Source organism: Pseudomonas putida, from assembly GCF_050990305.1.
In the GTDB taxonomy this organism is placed as follows: Bacteria; Pseudomonadota; Gammaproteobacteria; order Pseudomonadales; family Pseudomonadaceae; genus Aquipseudomonas; species Aquipseudomonas putida_AH.
The window spans coordinates 2,404,008-2,421,613 of the sequence record NZ_CP158817.1 but is presented as its reverse complement, the minus strand read 5'-3'; the positions used below and the strand labels follow the sequence as shown (position 1 = coordinate 2,421,613).

19 protein-coding genes and 1 pseudogene are annotated in these 17,606 nt (G+C 61.1%); 6 read left to right on the top strand and 14 right to left on the bottom strand.

All coding sequences use genetic code 11. The annotated features are described in order from the left end of the window. Nucleotides 1-4: 4 nt before the first annotated feature. Both ABTV22_RS11230 and ABTV22_RS11225 read right to left on the bottom strand, forming a co-directional pair. Nucleotides 5-1,111: an NAD(P)/FAD-dependent oxidoreductase gene (locus tag ABTV22_RS11230; protein WP_433740171.1), complete on the bottom strand. Its 1,107-nt coding sequence runs from the start codon at nt 1,109-1,111 to the stop codon at nt 5-7. Nucleotide 1,112: 1 nt separating this feature from the next. Next, complete coding sequence (locus ABTV22_RS11225; protein ID WP_433740170.1) at nt 1,113-1,415, bottom strand: hypothetical protein; 303 nt, start codon at nt 1,413-1,415, stop codon at nt 1,113-1,115. Here ABTV22_RS11225 and ABTV22_RS11220 point away from each other — a divergent pair. Then, complete coding sequence (locus ABTV22_RS11220; protein WP_433740169.1) at nt 1,414-1,734, top strand: DUF2388 domain-containing protein; 321 nt, start codon at nt 1,414-1,416, stop codon at nt 1,732-1,734. The genes ABTV22_RS11225 and ABTV22_RS11220 overlap by 2 nt on opposite strands. Before the next feature lie 161 nt (nt 1,735-1,895). On the opposite strand, the gene ABTV22_RS11215 is transcribed toward ABTV22_RS11220, so the two are convergent. Both ABTV22_RS11215 and ABTV22_RS11210 read right to left on the bottom strand, forming a co-directional pair. Next, the gene (locus ABTV22_RS11215) at nt 1,896-2,810 is read right to left on the bottom strand and encodes a pyridoxal-phosphate dependent enzyme (RefSeq protein ID WP_433740168.1); all 915 of its coding nucleotides are present in this window, start codon (nt 2,808-2,810) and stop codon (nt 1,896-1,898) included. 127 nt (nt 2,811-2,937) lie between these two features. Next, nucleotides 2,938-3,729: an SDR family NAD(P)-dependent oxidoreductase gene (locus tag ABTV22_RS11210; protein ID WP_433740167.1), complete on the bottom strand. Its 792-nt coding sequence runs from the start codon at nt 3,727-3,729 to the stop codon at nt 2,938-2,940. Nucleotides 3,730-3,849: 120 nt separating this feature from the next. Here ABTV22_RS11210 and ABTV22_RS11205 point away from each other — a divergent pair, with 120 nt between their 5' ends. Continuing rightward, a complete protein-coding gene (locus ABTV22_RS11205; RefSeq protein ID WP_433740166.1) occupies nt 3,850-4,791 on the top strand; it encodes a GlxA family transcriptional regulator in 942 nt (313 codons plus the stop codon). A 107-nt stretch (nt 4,792-4,898) separates the two neighbouring features. Beyond that, on the top strand, nt 4,899-5,558 hold the full coding sequence (locus ABTV22_RS11200; protein WP_433740165.1) for a methyltransferase family protein: 660 nt from the start codon (nt 4,899-4,901) through the stop codon (nt 5,556-5,558). Between the two features lie 108 nt (nt 5,559-5,666). Here the strand turns inward: ABTV22_RS11200 and ABTV22_RS11195 are convergent, their stop codons facing one another. Together ABTV22_RS11195 and ABTV22_RS11190 are read right to left on the bottom strand one after the other, a co-directional pair. After that, nucleotides 5,667-6,281 carry an HAD-IA family hydrolase gene (locus ABTV22_RS11195; RefSeq protein ID WP_433741363.1) on the bottom strand — a complete coding sequence of 205 codons (615 nt, stop codon included), beginning with the start codon at nt 6,279-6,281 and terminating at the stop codon, nt 5,667-5,669. Between the two features lie 189 nt (nt 6,282-6,470). Next, a complete protein-coding gene (locus tag ABTV22_RS11190; protein ID WP_433740164.1) occupies nt 6,471-6,878 on the bottom strand; it encodes a response regulator in 408 nt (135 codons plus the stop codon). A gap of 192 nt (nt 6,879-7,070) precedes the next feature. On the opposite strand from ABTV22_RS11190, the gene ABTV22_RS11185 reads away from it, so the two are divergent. After that, the gene (locus tag ABTV22_RS11185) at nt 7,071-7,946 is read left to right on the top strand and encodes a LysR substrate-binding domain-containing protein (protein WP_433740163.1); all 876 of its coding nucleotides are present in this window, start codon (nt 7,071-7,073) and stop codon (nt 7,944-7,946) included. A gap of 123 nt (nt 7,947-8,069) precedes the next feature. On the opposite strand, the gene ABTV22_RS11180 is transcribed toward ABTV22_RS11185, so the two are convergent. The 7 genes from ABTV22_RS11180 to ABTV22_RS11150 form a co-directional block, all read right to left on the bottom strand. Continuing rightward, nucleotides 8,070-9,434 (bottom strand): MFS transporter, encoded by a 1,365-nt coding sequence (locus ABTV22_RS11180; protein ID WP_433740162.1) that lies wholly within the window; start codon nt 9,432-9,434, stop codon nt 8,070-8,072. A gap of 177 nt (nt 9,435-9,611) precedes the next feature. Continuing rightward, a complete protein-coding gene (locus ABTV22_RS11175) occupies nt 9,612-11,060 on the bottom strand; it encodes an NAD-dependent succinate-semialdehyde dehydrogenase (protein ID WP_433740161.1) in 1,449 nt (482 codons plus the stop codon). Further along, the gene (locus tag ABTV22_RS11170; RefSeq protein WP_433740159.1) at nt 11,057-12,091 is read right to left on the bottom strand and encodes an aldo/keto reductase; all 1,035 of its coding nucleotides are present in this window, start codon (nt 12,089-12,091) and stop codon (nt 11,057-11,059) included. The genes ABTV22_RS11175 and ABTV22_RS11170 overlap by 4 nt, the downstream gene beginning before the upstream one ends. Before the next feature lie 10 nt (nt 12,092-12,101). Further along, the gene (gene fae / locus ABTV22_RS11165) at nt 12,102-12,614 is read right to left on the bottom strand and encodes a formaldehyde-activating enzyme (RefSeq protein WP_008043405.1); all 513 of its coding nucleotides are present in this window, start codon (nt 12,612-12,614) and stop codon (nt 12,102-12,104) included. Nucleotides 12,615-12,990: 376 nt separating this feature from the next. Then, nucleotides 12,991-13,302, bottom strand: a complete 312-nt coding sequence (locus tag ABTV22_RS11160) for a pentapeptide MXKDX repeat protein (protein WP_433740157.1) — start codon at nt 13,300-13,302, stop codon at nt 12,991-12,993. Nucleotides 13,303-13,349: 47 nt separating this feature from the next. After that, complete coding sequence (locus ABTV22_RS11155) at nt 13,350-14,135, bottom strand: molybdopterin-dependent oxidoreductase (RefSeq protein ID WP_433740155.1); 786 nt, start codon at nt 14,133-14,135, stop codon at nt 13,350-13,352. Further along, nucleotides 14,132-14,749, bottom strand: a complete 618-nt coding sequence (locus tag ABTV22_RS11150) for a cytochrome b/b6 domain-containing protein (RefSeq protein ID WP_433740153.1) — start codon at nt 14,747-14,749, stop codon at nt 14,132-14,134. Before ABTV22_RS11150 ends, ABTV22_RS11155 begins: the two co-directional genes overlap by 4 nt. Before the next feature lie 282 nt (nt 14,750-15,031). Here ABTV22_RS11150 and ABTV22_RS11145 point away from each other — a divergent pair, with 282 nt between their 5' ends. After that, on the top strand, nt 15,032-15,973 hold the full coding sequence (locus ABTV22_RS11145) for a class I SAM-dependent methyltransferase (RefSeq protein ID WP_433740151.1): 942 nt from the start codon (nt 15,032-15,034) through the stop codon (nt 15,971-15,973). A 69-nt stretch (nt 15,974-16,042) separates the two neighbouring features. Further along, nucleotides 16,043-16,246: pseudogene (locus tag ABTV22_RS11140) on the top strand (P1 family peptidase); the annotation flags it as partial. Between the two features lie 400 nt (nt 16,247-16,646). On the opposite strand, the gene ABTV22_RS11135 reads toward ABTV22_RS11140, so the two are convergent. Next, a complete protein-coding gene (locus tag ABTV22_RS11135; protein ID WP_433740149.1) occupies nt 16,647-17,369 on the bottom strand; it encodes a GNAT family N-acetyltransferase in 723 nt (240 codons plus the stop codon). Between the last annotated feature and the right edge of the window lie 237 nt (nt 17,370-17,606).

Sequence of the window (17,606 nt, the reverse complement as noted above, 5' to 3'; positions counted from 1 at the left end):
GCTCCTACAGGTTAAGGGCGTCCACCACCCGCTCGGCCAGCGCCAGGCAGCTGGTCAGGCCTGGCGATTCAATGCCGAACAGATTGACCAGCCCCGGCACCCCATGCTTGGCCGGGCCGCTGATGCGAAAATCGGCGGCCGCTTCGTTGGGGCCACTGATTTTCGGGCGAATGCCGCTGTAGGCCGGTTGCAGACTGTTGTCCGGCAAGCCCGGCCAGTAACGACGGATCGCCTCGTAAAAGCCGTCGGCCCGGGCGGGTTCCACGCGGTAATCGACGCGCTCGACCCATTCCACGTCCGGCCCGAAACGCGCCTGGCCGCCCAGGTCCAGGGTCATGTGTACCCCCAGCCCGGCGCTTTCCGGCGCCGGGTACACCAGATGACGAAATGGCGCCCGACCGCTGAAGCTGAAATAGCTGCCCTTGCATAAATACATCGTCGGAATGTGCTGGGCTGACAGGCCAGCGATGCGACTCGCCACATCGGGTGCAGACAGGCCTGCACAGTTGATCAACTCGCGGCAACCCAAGGTCATGGGCTCGGCACCGCCCATGTGCAACTCGAATCCCTGATCGGTGCAGCGAGCCAACAGCAGCGGCGTGTGCAAGACCAACGACGCGCCATGGGCTTGGGCATCGCCTTGCAGCGCCAGCATCAGCCCATGGGAATCGACAATGCTGGTGGATGGCGACCACAGCGCGGCGACGCAGGACAACGCCGGCTCCAACGCCCGCGCCTGTGCGGCATCCAGCCATTGCAGATCATCGACGCCATTGCTCCGGCCCTGCTCCAGCAAGCGTTTCAGGGCCGAGTGCTGCGTTTCATCGGTCGCGACGATCAGTTTGCCCAGGCGCCGATAACTGACGCCGTGCCCGTCGCAGAAGGCGTACAGCCGTTGTTTGCCCTGCACGCACAGCTGCGCTTTGAGGCTACCGCTGGGGTAGTAGATGCCCGCGTGGATCACCTCAGAGTTGCGCGAACTGATGCCCGTGCCGATGGCTTCTGCGGCCTCGACCACAACCACTTCGCGCCCGCTCATGGCCAGAGCCCTGGCCACCGCCAGCCCCACCACCCCGGCCCCGACCACCACACAGTCGATATCGACGCTCATGTCACACCCGCCCTCGCTCCCGGTAATCGATCAGGCCGGAGGATATCGCCAGCAGCGGGCCATGACCACGAAGAAGATCAGCAAGGATCGAGCCCGCCCCGTTGCCCTGTAGGAGCTGCCGCAGGCTCGGGCCGCGTTCGGACGATCTTTTGATCTGGCTATAAAAAATCAAAAGATCGCAGCCTGCGGCAGCTCCTACAGAGATCAGGTGATCGGTCGAAAATTGGAACTCTCGGTGAACGGCGTGCCTCTCAAAATACGAGGCACTTCCTTTTTGTTGCACGCGTTCAGAGGACACCATCATGCGCCGTCTGATTATTGTTTCTTCCCTGCTGCTGTGTTTACCGCTCGGTTCTGCATTGGCCAGCGTGGATGCGGAGGACGTCGCCACTTCGGCCGGCGTATCCGCGTCTCTGTACTCGACCTTCAAGGACCACAAACTGATGATTCCCGCCCGGGACGACGCTTCCAGCTTCGTGGCCAGTGGCGGTGCCATTCGTGGCGTTTATCTGGAGCAGGTTCTGCAACGGATCCGTCAGGACCACCCCGATCTCAACAACGCAAGCGACGAAGCGCTGGCTCAAGCCATCCTCGTCCAGGAGGGCGCTACGGCAGGTCAATAACCTCACGCATCACGAGCCATTACATCTGTGGCGAGGGGATTTATCCCCGTCGGGACGCGAAGCGTCCCCTTGGAATCTTTCAGCCACATGGCGTTGTCAGGATCTACGACTGCTGCGCAGCCGAACGGGGATAAATCCCCTCGCCACAGATTTTTGCTCGTCTAGGACAACCGTGCCCAACCGGCCACCAGTTGCGCGCTGATGCTGACCCCGCCACACACCACAACCACTACGTCGTGGGTTTCGGCGATGGCCGGGTGGTCGAGGTAGGCAATGGCCAGCGATACCCCGCAAGCAGGTTCGACCAACTGGCGCATGTCACTGGCGTAACGCACCACGCCCATGATCGCTTCTTCATCGCTGAGGACCACGCATTCGTGGGGGAAATCGAGGATGTGTTGCACCGGCCACGCCGCCACTTGCGCGGCACCGAGCGAGGTGGCGACCGTATCGATTCGCGGCAAACGAACCGGATGCCCTGCCGCCATGGCCGCTGCGAAAGACGCCGCGCCCTCGGTCTCACAGGCCACGATCCGGCAGTCCAGTCGTTGGTGACGGATCAACCCGGTCAGCACCCCCGCGAGCAAGCCACCGCCGCCCACCGACGTCACCAGTGCATCAACCTGCGGACAGTCTTCGAGAATTTCATCGATCATCGTGCTATGCCCTTGCCACAGCACCGGATGATCGAAGGCTGGCACGTATTCGGTGTCCGCGCCCTGGGCAAGCTCTCTGGCCCGTTGATTGGCGTCATCCCACACCTTGCCATGGACGATCACCTCGGCCCCGGTCTTGCGGATTCGGGCGCGGGTGGTTTCCGGCGTGGTATGCGGCACGATGATGCAGGCCTTGAGCCCCAGGCTGGCGGCGGCCACGGCAGTGGCGAACCCGGCGTTGCCGCCTGAGGGACAGACGACCCTTTTTTTGCCCTGTGCCGCCGCCTGGCTGCACAGCAGCCCCATGCCGCGCAGCTTGAACGAGCCACTGGGTTGCAGGTTTTCCAGTTTGAGCCAGATACGACGATTCGGGGTCGAGAGGCCTGGGTGCAGGATCAACGGTGTTCTGATGTGAAGCATGACGGCTCCTGTTGCACGCCGATGCCCCGTCGAAGTGTCCACGGGGCAGCGGTGAACGGTCCTTGTTCAAGCTTAGTTCATGGGCCGCTGCTAACGCCTTCGCGACCCGACTTGCCCGCGAAAGCGATTAACGATAACGCGGCGCTGCCGTGGAATTACCGAACAACCCCGAAAGCACCTGCCGTTGAGTTTCGTAAAGATCCCACTGCGCGCCGTCATGCAAACCCGGAATAGTCACCACTTCGCCACTGGCCAGCCCGACCAGCGCCGCATCGACCATATCCTCGGCAGACATGACGATTTCCCGAGGCAGGTTCTCCACCGGGTTGCCCGCCTCGCTCCAGAAATCGGTGGCGGTGGCGCCCGGCAACACGGCCTGGACCCGCACGCCTTTATCAGCCAGTTCGCGATGCATCGACTGGCTCAAGGCCAGGACGAACGCCTTGGTCCCGCCGTATACGCCGTTGAGGACTTCGGGGGCGATGGCGACGATCGAAGCAATGTTGATCACGGTCCCGGCACCACGAGCGACGAACCCCGGCGCCACGGCGTAGGCCAGGCGCGTCAACGCGGTGATGTTGAGACTGATCATGTCTTGCATGTCATCCACCGGGCTGCCCAACAGGGGCATGACGGCACCGACCCCGGCATTGTTGACCAACAGGGTGATGCTCGCGTCGCTGTGCAGGAGTTGTTCGACCCGCAGCAAGTCGGCCCGGTTTTTCAGATCGGCGGCCACCACTTGCACGTTGCGCCCGGTTTCATCGCTCAAGCGATTGGCCAGGGCATTGAGTTTTGCCTGACTGCGGGCAACCAGAATCAGGTCGTAGCCCTGGTGAGCAAGCCGGTCGGCATACACCGCGCCAATACCCGACGAAGCGCCAGTGATCAATGCAGTGCCTTTGGATGAGAGTGTCATGTGCAATTTCCTTCACAGAGAGGCGAGACGGTCGCCGTGTGTGCACAGTTATAAATTGGCTGACATCTGTCTCAAATGACGTTTAAAGTACGTTTTTCGGACATGATTGAGGACAGACCCATGATCAGCGTGGCGTTCGTGGTTTTCGAAAGATTCCAGTCCATGGCGCTGGCGGCGATGCCGGTGTTCGAGTACGCCAACTTCAGCGCCGGTGAAACGCTGTACGACGTGCGGGTGCTGTCTGAAGATGGCCGCACACTGCGCGCCTCCGGTGGGTTGACGGTCGGCACCGAGGCCTTCGATGAGCAAGTGATCGATACGGTGATCGTGGTCGGCGGCGACTCGATCCTCGAACAGGCACCCCAACCGGTCATCGAGTATGTGCGGGCCAGCACCCGGACCGCGCGACGCACGGCATCGATTTGCTCAGGCGCCTTCGTCCTGGCCCAGGCCGGTTTGCTCGACGGACGGCGGGCCACCACGCACTGGGCTTATGCGCGGCAACTGCAGGAACGCTTCCCTTCGATCAATGTGGAGGCTGACCGCATCTACGTGGTCGACGGTTCGATCTGGACGTCCGCCGGCATGACCGCCGGTATCGACCTGGCGCTGGCCATGGTGGAAAAGGACCATGGCGCCGCACTCGCTCGTGCGGTGGCGCAGAAGCTGGTGATGTACCACCGCCGTGCCGGTGGCCAGTCGCAACATTCGGTGCTGCTGGAGCTGGAACCGAAGTCCGATCGCATCCAGACCGTGCTGGGCTACGCCCGGGAACACCTGGCCCAGTCGCTGACGGTGGAGCAATTGGCCGACGTGGCCCGGCTCAGTCCTCGGCAATTCAGCCGTGCATTTCGCGCCGAAACCGGTCAGTCGCCGGCCAAGGCCATCGAAAACCTGCGCCTGGAAGCGGCGCGACAAATGCTCGAGCGCGGGCGCTTGACCCTCGATGAGATCGCCATGGAGACCGGCTTCAGCGACCGCCGTCGCATGCGCGAAGCCTTCCTGCGGGCGTTCGGGCAACCGCCGCAGGTGATTCGGCGCAGCGCCCGCTCAGATAGTTGACTCAACCGCTGTTGGAGGAGCTGCCGCAGGCTGCGATCTTTTGACTTTGCTGGTTTTAAGAGCAAGATCAAAAGATCGCAGTCTGCGGCAGCTCCTACGGAGGTGTCATGAAAATCTCGGCCAAACTGGCGTTTTTCGCCATCGTCAGCACCCTCGCCTACCTCGCCCTGGCGGTTTGGGGGTTGGGGGGCTTCGGTGCGTTTTTCTCCCATGGCGCGCTGGTGGTCGTGGCATTGGCAACGCTGCTCATGGCCGTTGCATCGCTGTTCACCGAGGTCAACTTAAGCTCAGGCGAACGTGAAGACCGGGCCAATCGCTGGGTGATTCCCGCCTTTGCGGTGATCGGTTTGATAAGCGGCTACCTGCCGGCCTGGACCGACCGCATCGACTTCTGGACCTTCGGTGGCGAAGGTGTGCGCTGGCTCGGGGCGATTCTGTTCATCATCGGCGGCGCGCTGCGGTTGTGGCCGGTATTCGTGCTCGGCAAGCGATTCAGCGGGCTGGTGGCCATACAACCAGGGCACCGGTTGGTGACCGACGGCCTCTACCGCCACCTGCGCAACCCCAGCTATCTGGGCATGCTGGTCATCGGCGTGGGCTGGGCGCTGGCGTTTCGCTCGAGCGTGGGTCTATTGCTGGTGGTCTTGACGCTGATCCCGCTGATTGCGCGGATTCAGTCCGAAGAAGCGCTGCTGCGGACGCAGTTTGGTCAGGAATATGAAACGTACTGCGCGCGAACCTGGCGGTTGATCCCAGGCGTGTATTGAAATATTCCCTGTAGGAGCTGCCGCAGGCTGCGATCTTTTGATCTTGATTTTTAAGAACAAGATCAAAAGATCGCAGCCTGCGGCAGCTCCTACAGGGTTCGGTGTTTTTCAGACATTGTGCAGGTGCATCAGGCCGGCAGCATCGGGTCGAACTGTGATCGAGTCATAACGGCTCAGCGTCGCATGCGTCGTCTCGATCGGCTGGTCATGGGTTGCTGTGACAATCACCAAATCTGCCCCCGCCGCCTCGGCTGCGAGTATCCCCACGGTGGCATCTTCGAACACCAGGCAATCACGCATCTCCACATCCAACCGACGCGCCGCCAGTCGATACCCCGTTGGATCAGGTTTGCCAACACTGACGTCCTCGGCGGTGATCATCACCTTCGGTTCGGGAATTCCGGCCGCTGCCATGCGCCGCAGCGCCAGGGTCCTCGGCGCGGAGGTGACGATGGCCCATTGATGGGGCGGCAGCGACAGGAGGAACTGTGCCGCGCCGGCGACCTCTTCAACCCCTTCGACATCTTCGATTTCGGCCGCGGTGATCCATGCCGCTTCAACCTCGGCATCGACACCGGGCAACGCCAAACGGCGGATGGTGTCGATGGCGCGGGCACCATGAATGGTGGGCAGGAACGAGTCGACATCGACGCCGTGACGCAGGGCCCAAGTGGTCCAGACGCGCTCGGCGGCAGCAATGGAAGTGAGGATGGTGCCATCCATGTCGAACAGAAAGGCACGGTATGGACGATTGAAAGCGGATGCGGGTGCGGGCAAAGGGTCCTTCCTGTTTCAAGGCATGGGTAGAGGCCTCAGGACTCTACACGATCCCTGTAGGAGCTGCCGCAGGCTGCGATCTTTTGATTTTGCTTATTAAAAACAGGATCAAAAGATCGCAGCCTGCGGCAGCTCCTACAGGGTACGGCGTGAGTTGAACGCGCCGTCCACGCAATCGAGCAACTGCCCCAGCGCCCAGGGTTTCTTGATGAATGAAACCGCATGCCGCACGCCAGAGCTTTCCGGGGTTTCATAGCCGGACATGATCATGATCGGTTTTTCCGGCCAGCGATCGCCGAACAGGTTGGCCAGATCCGCGCCATTGAGCGTGCCGGGCATGGTGATGTCCGTCAGCAACAATCCGACCTCCGCTGCGTGGCGCTGCAAGTACACCGATGCAGCGTCCGCACTGGTCTGGGACTGCACCGCATAGCCTTCTTCCTGAAGAATTTCACAGAGAAATTCCAAAATAAGCGGGTCGTCTTCAACCACCAGAATCAACCCGCCATGGAGGTCTCCATCTCCGGCCGATACTCGACTCATGACCTTGCCGCTCCCCGTACTCACCGATGAATTGACGGACTCTACTCCGCTAATACAGGTAGGAGCAGCGCAAGCGGCGGAAATTCATTTTTGATACAGGACAGCGACAAAGTCGTCAGCCCAAACAATGCTTGCAACCGCCCCTGGCCAATAGTCAGATAGGCAACACACAAAACCACAGAGCCCCCGCCCATGCGTCAACTGCCCTCGCTCAACACGCTGCGCATCTTCGAGGAGGTCGCGCGGCATCGCAGTTTCAGTCAGGCCGCTCTTGGCCTGAACGTCACTCAGGGCGCGGTGAGTCGGCAGATCAAGCAACTCGAAGACTACCTCGGTGTGGCGCTGTTTATCCGTACGCCCCAGGGCCTGTTGCTGACCGAGGCCGGCACCGCCCTTTCCCCGCACTTGAGCGATGCCTTCGATCACATCGAACGCGCCTTGCAAGCGGTGCGTGTGCCCAACCTGCGCCAGCGCCTGCGCATCGTCGCCCCCCCGACCTGGGCCACGCGCTGGCTGTCGGCGCACCTGCGGGCGTTTGTTCAACGCTACCCCGACATCAGCCTCAGCGTGACCAGTCAGCTGGGCCACGAGAACCTCGCCGAGATCGACTGCCACATCCGTTTTGGCCTCGAGGCGGACAGTCATTGCCACAGCCAATTGCTGGTGATGGAACGGCACATTGCCGTCGCCAGCCCGGAGCTGTTCACCGATGGCCAGGCACCCGACCTGCAGCACTGGCCATTGCTGCACATCCTGCACAACGGCAAGCGCCTGAAGGTCTGGGAAAACTGGCTGGCGGCGATGGGTCGCGACGATGTCGATGCCGGGCAAGGCCTGGAGTTCAGCACCCTGGACCAGGTGATCCACACCACTCTGGCCGGTGGCGGCCTGGCGGTGATCGACCGGCAGATGATCGAGAAGGAACTGGCCAATGGCAGCCTGCTGCCGATCACCCCAGTGGAGGTGATCGGGCCTTATGGCTATTGGCTGGATGTGGCGAACGACAAATGGGGGTTGTCGAAAGTGCGGTTGTTCAAGGAATGGCTGGAGCTGGTCAGCAATCCCTGAAACATCACTCTCCCCTGTAGGAGCCGGCTTTGCTGGCGATTGCCATTTCACCTTCAACATTGATGGCGACTGACACGCCGCCATCGCCAGCAAAGCCGGCTCCTACAGGGGCTTGCCCAGCCGTTAGATTGGGGTCGCGGCCTTGCCGGCTACGTGCACACCACCTTCCACCGGGCTGTGCGCCTTGCACGCCTGGCTCAGGGTCAGCGACTTGGTCTCCGGCGCCCAGGCCCAGGACAGCAGCGCGCCTATCGCCAGGATCGCCGCCAGGATGCCCATGGTCGGGCTCAGGCCGATCCCCGCCACGCTCACCGGCAGCAGGAAAGTGCTGACCGCCGACCCCAGGCGGCTCACTGCCGTGGCCAGGCCAATGCCGCTGGCGCGCACTTCGGTCGGGAAGCTCTCGGCGGGGAACACACCCACCAGGTTACTCACCGCCGACAACACCAATGTAAACAGCCCGAACACCAACACCATCAAGAACGCCGCACTGCTCGGCAGCACCGCCAGCAGGAACAAGGCGATGGCGAGGATGATGAACGAGTTGATCAGGAACCCACGACGGGTGAATTTGATCGTGCACCAGATGCCGATCAACGCGCCAAGGATCAGCAGCATGTTCAGCATCAGCTCGGTGCCGAAACCTTCGGCCAGGCCCATCTTCTGCAGAATCGACGGCAGGAAGGTGTAGATGGCGAAGTACGGCATGACGATGCAAACGAAGAACAGGCAGTTGAACGCGGTACGTTTGCGGTACTCACGACTGAACAACACCGCGTAGCCGGAACGGGTTTCAGAGGAACGGGTTTCGTCGAGTTCGACGTGCTCGCCCAGGAACTTCTTGACGATGGCCCGCGCTTCGGCGATGCGGCCCTGATTGACCAGCCAACGCGGCGATTCCGGGGTGCCGATGCGGGCGATCAGGATCAGGGCCGCCGGGATCGCCGACGAGGCCAGCATCCAGCGCCAGGCATCATCACCGAGGCTGAGCATCGCGGTGCCGACAAAGGTCGCGGCGACGTAGCCGAACGTCCAGATCACGCTGAAGGAGCCGAGCAACACGCCCCGGTGTTTCTTCGGCGCGAACTCGGCGAGCATGGCGTGACCGACGCTGAAGTCACCGCCCAGGCCGATGCCGATCAGCACCCGGCAGAGGAACAGGCTCATCGCCGTTTCCACATAGAACTGCATCACCGAAGCGAGGGTGATCAGCACAAAGCTGACGAGGAAGATTTTCTGGCGGCCGACCTTGTCGGAGATCCAACCGAAAAACAGGCTACCCAAGAACAGACCGATCAGCGCCGAGGCACCGATCAGGCCCTGCCAGAAGGCATCCAGGTGCATCTGCGGGCTCAGCAGCGTGAAGGCGATGCCGATCAGACCGAGGATGTAGCCGTCGGTGAAGTGCGCACCGAAGGTCAGGCCAGCGATCTTGATGTGGAAGCGCCCGATGGGCAGGTCGTCGATTTTTACCGGTTGTACGGACATGTAAGTCTCCAATTGTTGTTATTGACGGAGAAATGGAACCGATCGATTTTGTTGTGTGCTGTTGGCTTTTGCTTTTTGTAGGAGCAAGGCTTGCCCGCGATGACGGAGTGTCAGGCACCACAGGCGTCGACTGACACTCCGTCATCGCGAGCAAGCTTTGCTCCTACAGGGGGGTCCTTACAAACCACCCATCAACAGGTATTTGATTTCCAGGTAGTCATCCAGACCGTACTTCGAACCCTCGCGACCCAGGCCCGATTCCTTGATGCCGCCGAACGGCGCCACTTCCGTGGAAATGATCCCTTCGTTGATCCCGACCATGCCCGCTTCCAGGCCTTCGGCCATGCGCCAGACGCGGCCGATGTCGCGGCTGTAGAAGTAGGCCGACAAGCCGTACGGCGTGTCGTTGGCCCGTTGCAGCACTTCGGCTTCGTCCTTGAAGCGAAAGCACGCCGCCACCGGGCCGAAGGTTTCGTCTTGGGCGATCAGCATGTCGCTACTGGCTTCGGCAAGAATCGTCGGCTCGTAGAAGGTGCCGCCCAGGGCATGACGGCGACCGCCGCACAGGACCTTGGCGCCCTTCTCCACCGCATCGCTCACATGCAGTTCGACCTTGGCCAGCGCTGCGATATTGATCAACGGACCTTGTTCGGTTTCGCCTTCCAGGGCGTTACCCACGCGCATCGCCGCCACGGCTTCGGCGAGTTTGCCGGTGAAGGCTTCGTACACGCCGTCCTGAATGAAGAAGCGGTTGACGCAGACACAGGTTTGCCCGGTGTTGCGGAATTTCGAGGCCATGGCGCCTTTCACGGCGGCGTCGATATCGGCGTCATCGAAGACAATGAACGGCGCGTTGCCACCCAGCTCCAGCGAAACCTTTTTCAGGGTGTCGGCGGCCTGGCGCATCAACAACTTGCCGGTGCGGGTGGAGCCGGTGAACGACAGCTTGCGCACGATACCGGACGCTTGCAGCGCGCCGCCAATGGCCACGGCATCGCCGGAGACCACGTTGAACACGCCAGCCGGAATCCCGGCTTGTTCAGCCAGCACCGCCAGGGCGAAAGCCGACAGCGGGGTTTCTTCCGAAGGCTTGAGGATCATGGTGCAACCGGCGGCCAGTGCCGGGCCGACCTTGCGGGTGACCATGGCCAGCGGGAAGTTCCACGGGGTAATGGCAGCCACGACACCTATAGCTTCCTTGACCACGACGATGCGCGCATCGGCCTTGTGGCTCGGGATCACATCGCCGTAGGCGCGCTTGGCCTCTTCGGCGAACCACTCCAGAAAACTCGCGGCGTAGACCACTTCGCCCATGGCCTCGGCCAGCGGCTTGCCCTGCTCGCGGCTGAGCAAGGTGGCCAGGTCCTTCTGGTTGCTCAGCATCAACTCGCCCCAGCGCTTGATGCGCTGGCTGCGTTCCTTGGCGGTCAGCTTTCGCCACGCCGGCAAGGCACGGTTGGCGGCGTCGATGGCCAGGTTGGTTTCTTCGGCGCCGGCCTTTTGCACGTCGGCGATCAGCTCACCGGTGGCCGGGTTCAGCACTGGGTACGTCGCCCCGCCGCTGGACCCTTCACCAGTAAACCAGTGCCCGTCGATGAAATTGCCGTGACGGATCAAATCGCTCATGCCACGGCCTCGGTCAGGGTGAAGCGTTCCGAACCCGGACGGGCGGTACGCAGGATGCGCTTGCCGGCGGTGTAATCGTTGATCACGTCGCACGGGGTGTAGTTGCGCTCCAGCTCGTACAGCTCTTCAGCATCGAACTTGGTCTCAAGGGCCGCCAGGGCGCTGTCGAACTGCTCGGTGGTATCGGCGCCGACCAGCATGCAATCCACGCCCGGGTGATTGGCCACCCAAGCCTGCGCGATCTGTGCGTTGGACACGCCGCGAGCACGGGCTACGCGCTGCACCGAACGGGCGATCTCGAACGAGGCCTCGTCGCTGTACATTTGCTGGGTGAAGAAGTCGGTCTGGTTGCGGGTCGACTGCACGTCACCGGTCAGCAAGCCACGGGCCAGCGGGCTGAACACCGAAACACCCAGGCCCTGGTCGCGGCAGAACGGGATCATTTCGCGCTCTTCTTCGCGGTAGGCGCAGTTCAGTTGCAGCTGCATGTTGATTGGCTTGACCCAGCCATTGCGCTCGCAGGCCATGAGGATCTTCGCCAGTTGCCCGGTGAGCATGGTCGAGACGCCGATGTAGCGGGCCTTGCCCGAGCGCACGATGTCGTTCATGGCGCTCATGGTTTCTTCGACCGGGGTGTTCACGTCGAAGTAGTGCAGCATGAAGACGTCGACGTAATCCATGTCCAGGCGCTTCAGGGACGCATCGATGCTGTCCATGATGTGCTTGCGCGAATGGCCGCTGGCGTTGATGCCAGGACGGGTGCCGTAGCCGACCTTGGTGGTGATCACCAGGTCTTCGCGACGGGCCAGGCGCTTGACGATGCGCCCTACCACTTCTTCGCCGACGCCTGCGGAATAGAAGTCTGCCAGGTCGATGAAGTTCACACCATTGTCCAGCGCGTGCTTGACGATCGGCTCGCTTTTCTTCTCATCGAAGATCCACGGTTTCCAGTCCGGGGTGCCCATGTTCATGGTGCCCAGGCACAGGCGGGAGACTTCAAGGCCGGAGTTGCCCAAACGGATGTATTGCATGGCGCGGACCTCAGGCTTTTGGCGTGTAGAAAGGGTTGCTGATGTGGTTGACCACGTCCGCCAGCTGCGCGGTTTCCGGCTTGCCCGTCAAGGCGGCGCGGATCGCGGTACGGCAGGCGTTGTAGTTGTTCAGGTACACCGCATCCAGGTCGTCGCAAGCCGGGTTGACCCAGTTGGCGGTGACGATGGCCCACTCGTCTTCGGCTTCCGGCGGCAGGGTGCCATCCAGCAGCGCTTCCAGGACAGCCTTGGCGATACCGGCCTGGGATGCGCCCCAGGTGGCGTTGCCGTGCAGGTCGCTGCTGATGGCGGCCTTGTTGACATACAGGGTCATCGGCTTGACCGGGATGTTCGGCTGGGCGATCACCATGAAGGGGCAATGGCCCTGGCTTGGCGACGCCAGGCTGTTGGCGAAGGCCTGGCCGGCAGGACCGTTGCGCGGGCCGATCAGGATGTTGATGTGCGCGGCGTTCACGCCTGGGCCTTCGAAGCCTTCACCGATGTACAGGTCGAGTTCTTTCATGAGTCGTTCTCTTGTTCAGGACGCAGAGGGATTTTGGGTGGTCAGAAGCGCACGCATGCGAGGTGCATGGCGCGGCAAATGTCAGGGTTCGAAGAGCGCAGCAGGAGGCTGGCGAAGACGTGGCAGTGATGATTGATCATGGTTGCAAACGCTCTTTTTTGTTGTTGATGAGCTGGTTTGCGATTTTTTATCACTGGGGGTTGGCGGGGCTGTAACCATTAAAAGTCATGGGGGTATGACTTCAGGTCATACCCATGAATAACCGCAATCCCTGTAGGAGCGAGCCTGCTCGCGATGGTGGGTCAGTCAACCTGTCATCGACTGACACTCCATCGCGAGCAGGCTCGCTCCTACAGGGGATCGGGGGTGTTTGGGGTTATTGGGACATGGCGTCCTTTTTCATCGCGTCCTTGGACATCGAGTCGGTCTTCTTCATGGCGTCCTTGGACATTGAGTCGCCTTTCTTCATGGCATCCTTGGACATTGAGTCGCCCTTCTTCATCGCGTCCTTGGACATCGAGTCGCCTTTCTTCATCGCGTCCTTGGACATCGAATCGCCTTTCTTCATCGCGTCCTTGGTCATCGCATCCTTGCTCATGCTGTCAGTTCCCATAGTGTCGGCCGCAAACACAGAGGCCGCGCCAACGGCCAGGCACATGGACAGAGCAATAGTGGTCAGTTTTTTCATGATGTAACTCCTTGCATTTTTTTGGGGGTGAAATTACGTGGCGCCCGTCAGCTGCCACCAAACCAGTTGTAGCCCTGGTCTTCCCAGTAGCCGCCGCTGTAGGTGTTGCTGACGAAAATCGCCTGGATGTGTTTGGGGTTCTTGTAGCCAAGCTTGGTGGGCATGCGCAGCTTCATCGGGAAGCCGTATTCGCGTGGCAGCACCGCGCCGTCATAGGTCAGCGTCAACAAAGTTTGCGCATGCAGCGCGGTGGCCATGTCGATGCTGGTGTAGTAGTCGTCGGCGCATTTGAAGCCGACGTATTTGGCGTCGGTGTCGGCGCCGATGCGCTTGAGGAAATCGCTGAAGCGCACACCGCCCCAGCGGCCGATCGCGCTCCAACCTTCGACGCAGATATGCCGCGTGATCTGGTCGGTCTGTGCCATGGCACGCAGCTCGTCGAGACGCCAGCTGCGTTTGTCCGCCACCAGGCCCGACACCTCCAGGCGATAACTCTCCTCCTCCACCGTCGGCGCTTCGTCGATGCCGTAGAAAGCATTGAACGGAAACGGCCGAGTGATCATCGACTCCGGATAGGTCGGTGCCATGGCGTTGGGGTTGAACAGCCAGCCCTGCACCCGATCATTGAAGCGCGACATCGACGACAGTGCGGTCTCGACGCTTTCGTTATCAGTGAGGTTGCAGCCGGACAACATCGCCACGCCACCGAGGGTCAGGCCACGCAGCAGGAACGAGCGGCGGGAGCGGTCTTCGATCTGCGGCGCGAGGATCTTGCGGGCGTCGGTCAGGATCGCAGACTCGTCCAGATCCGGATTTTGAATGCGCTTTTTCATACAGACTCCTTGCGACCGACAATCATGGCCAGCAGGGTTTTCGGAACCAGTGCGACCATCACCAGATGCACCACCACGAAGGCCACCAACAGCGACATGGCGATGAAGTGCACATGCCGCGCCGTGTCATAGCCGCCGAGCAATTCACGCAACAACGGGAACTGCACCGACTTCCATAACACCAGGCCGGATATCACCAACAGGGCGATATCCACCATGACAAACAGATAGGCAAAGCGTTGAACCTGGTTGTAATGACTGAGGTCCGCGTGGCCGAGCTTTCCGCGCAAGGCGGCCCACAGGTCGTGCAGTACGCCTTTGGGTGAAACCGGGAAAAAGCGGCGTTTGAGCCGTCCGCTGAACAGGTTGAAGGCCAGGTACACAAGGCCGTTGAACGCCAGCAACCACATCGCCGCGAAGTGCCACTGCAACGCACCGCCGAGCCAGCCACCGAGGGTGATCGAATTGGAAAAACTGAAATCGTAGAGCGGTGAAGCGTTGTAGATCCGCCAGCCGCTGGTGACCATCACCAGCACCACCAGGGCGTTGAGCCAATGGGTGAGCCGCAACCAGCGAGGGTGGCTGGCCTTGGGTGAAGCAGTTGACTGCGACATGACCGGGCTCCTTGTTTGTTATTCGTTGGAGCCGAGTATGGGAGCGCGCAGATCGCCAAATCCTCACGAAAAGTTAAAATATTCGTGATAACTCGCAGCGCCAAAACCGTGTCGGCCCCTGTGGGAGCGGGCTTGCTCGCGAAGGCGTAGTGTCAGTTGACATCAACTGCGCCTGACACACCGCATTCGCGAGCAATCCCGCTCCCACAGGGGTTATGTGTGATCCGCCAGTAGCGCATTTATGGTTAAATGCCGCCCCCGCAAATTCGCCGACCTGACCCCATGAACACCGAAGCCCTCGCCACTCTCCACGACCATTTGCTTGCGGCGCTGGCAACCGCTCCCGCCGAAACCCGCCGCCTGTTCCACGGACGTGGCCGTTGCTGGCCGGGGCTTGAGCAGGTGACGGTCGACTGGTTGCAAGGCGTAGTGCTGGTGGCGCTGTTCAAGGAGCCAGAGCCTTCGCAACTGGAAGGCTTGAAGCAACTGTTGATGACGATCACCCAGTCGAGCGAGTGGGCGCAATCCGGTGCGCACACTTTGCTGCTGCAACATCGCTATCTGCTGCAAAGCACCACCGAATGGCTTTTCGGGGAAGAAATCGACGAACTGGCCATCACTGAAGGCGGCCTTAAATATCGGGTGGACCTTGGCCGCAAGCAAAACACCGGCCTGTTCCTCGACATGCGTTATGGCCGCAACTGGGTGCGGGCCAACGCCGAGGGCAAGCGAGTGTTAAATCTGTTCGCCTACACCTGCGGCTTCTCGGTGGCGGCCATCGAAGGCGGCGCGACCCATGTGGTCAACCTCGACATGTCGAGCCCGGCCCTGAGCCGTGGCCGTGACAACCACCGGCTCAACGGACATGATCTGGGCAAGGTCACCTTTCTCGGTCACGACCTGTTCAAGTCCTGGGGCAAGGTGATCGGCAAGGGGCCGTATGACCTGGTGATCATTGACCCACCATCGTTTCAAAAAGGCAGCTTCCTGCTGACCAAGGACTACCAGCGCGTGCTGCGGCGCCTGCCGGAATTGCTCAGCCCGCAAGGCACGGTACTGGCCTGCATGAACGATCCGGCGTTCGGCGCGGATTTCCTCATCGACGGCGTCACCCGCGAAGCGCCGAGCTTGCGGTTCGAGCAACGGCTGGACAATCCGCCGGAGTTTCCGGACGCGGATATCGAGTGTGGGTTGAAGGCGTTGGTGTTTAAGTTGGAGCCTTGATAAGCAAAAGATCGCAGCCTGCGGCAGCGCCTACAGAGGTCCGTATTCCAATGTAGGAGCTGCCAACGCGCGCCGACCATCGACCACCTGAGCAACGCCAATAACGATCACATCGGCGAATTGTTCCTAGCAGCCACCGAAACTGCGGAAGAGGCCATCATCAATGCTCTGTCGGCCGTCGAAACGACCGAAGGTAATGGGTATGCGGTACCGGGCCTGGACGCCGAAGCGCTGCTCAACGCCCTGCATCAGGCCGGGTGGCAAGGTCGCTGAAGCTGACAATTGTGGGAGGATTCGACTAGCGGTACTTGAGGGCGCCCCCCCAACTTTCTACGATGATGGTGCGCAGCCGCTTGCTTGCCCAAGCCGTTGCGTAGGTGGTGAGTGCATTGAACCCCTATCAAGCTCACCGCCTGCTTCATGCGCATCTTGAGCCTCAACGGCTCCACTCCTCCCCATCAAAGAGCTTTGAGGCTCTTTTTTAACCGCATGAAATCCAGACACTTCAAAGCCCGGCACCTGGCCGGGCTTTGTGCAAATTGAGTATCCCCCCATGTGGGAGCGGGCTTGCTCGCGAAAGCGGTGCGTCAGTCGCCATTGGCATTGCCTGGCACACCGCTTTCGCGAGCAAGCCCGCTCCCACGGAGATGTTGTGGTGCCTGATTTTTTGCGTTCAGACCAGTCGCAACCGTGGGCCGCTGGCTGGCACCGCATCGTCGCCCAACCGCTCACGCACAAAATCCCGCGCCTTGCGTGTCAGTTGGTCCAGATGCCGGTCACGCTGCTTTTCCGCATCCTGCATCGCCCGCTTGCCGTGTTTTTGCAGCAGGTAGGTATGGATCTGCCGCACTTCCAGCGAGCTGTAGATCGATGCCACATCCAGCAGGGCCATCAAGCCGTCACTGCCGTGGTCGCGGGTGTTCATCAACACCTGGGTCTCGCGCGCGCCCACCACTTGAAAGCCCATCGCCTCGAAATACGGCACCTTGACCACCGCACAGGACAGCTCAGCGTGGGGATAACGGCCGACCATCTCGCGCAGCATCCGCCGGGCAATGCCCTGGCGTCGATGGCTGGCGTGCACCGCCATGTACGCCACGGCGCAGGCCTCGGGATCGTCCTTGACTGGCAAGTACAGCAGGAAACCGATGACCTGCTGCGGGTCATCAAGATCCGTGGCGACGATCAGCTCCACATCGATCCCTTTTGCCCCGTTCAATGCCTCCAGATACAGGTGCACCTCAAAACCGATCGCGTACTGGTAGATGTTGTACAGCAGGTTGCTCGCCGGGATCGCGACCATGCTGATGTCGGTCAGGTTGTCGACCACCAACTGCAGGATCTGGCTGTTGATGTGCTCGGGGCATGGGGTTTTGAAATGGGTGATGTGGGGCATTGCGGGGATGACTCCGGGACAAGGCATGGGTGGCGCGGCTGCCTATGATAGCGCGACTGGCGGGATGACTCGCTTTGATGTTCCGGCCCCTTCGCGAGCAAGCCCGCTCCCACAACGATCTTTGGCGTCCACAAAAACCTGTGGGAGCAACTGTCTTGACCCTGCCATTTGTCACCGCCACTCGGTGCCATCTCCGACAGGAGCACCGGTCGGTGGTGAACGTAACCCAATGAAATC